The organism is Spirulina sp. CCY15215 (assembly GCF_016888125.1).
Taxonomy (GTDB): Bacteria; Cyanobacteriota; Cyanobacteriia; order Cyanobacteriales; family Spirulinaceae; genus CCY15215.
The window spans coordinates 1-240 of the sequence record NZ_JACSWA010000486.1; the positions used below are offsets into that span (position 1 = coordinate 1).

At 40.0% G+C, this 240-nt stretch carries 1 protein-coding gene; it reads right to left on the minus strand.

The genetic code is table 11. From position 1 onward, the window contains the following. A partial coding sequence (locus JUI58_RS27800) for a Uma2 family endonuclease (protein WP_204104866.1) occupies window positions 1-240 on the minus strand: 240 nt, incomplete at both ends.

The following is a 240-nucleotide window of genomic DNA, read 5'->3' on the forward strand; positions in this document are numbered from 1 at the left end:
GATAAAAATTGAATTTTGTCTCCATATCTTTTTTCTTGTTCCCAGGAGATAGGATTTCAAATGCGACTTGTGGGGCGATATTTTCCTCTTCCCATTGTCTATAAGAGCCTCTATCTCCTTTCGGTCTTCCCAATGCTACCATTACATCTGGTGCTTGTTTTTGCGGCTCCTCTTGCTCTAAGATTTGTTGTTTCGTCAATTTGACGGGATACCATAACAAATCTGCGGCAATAAACACAT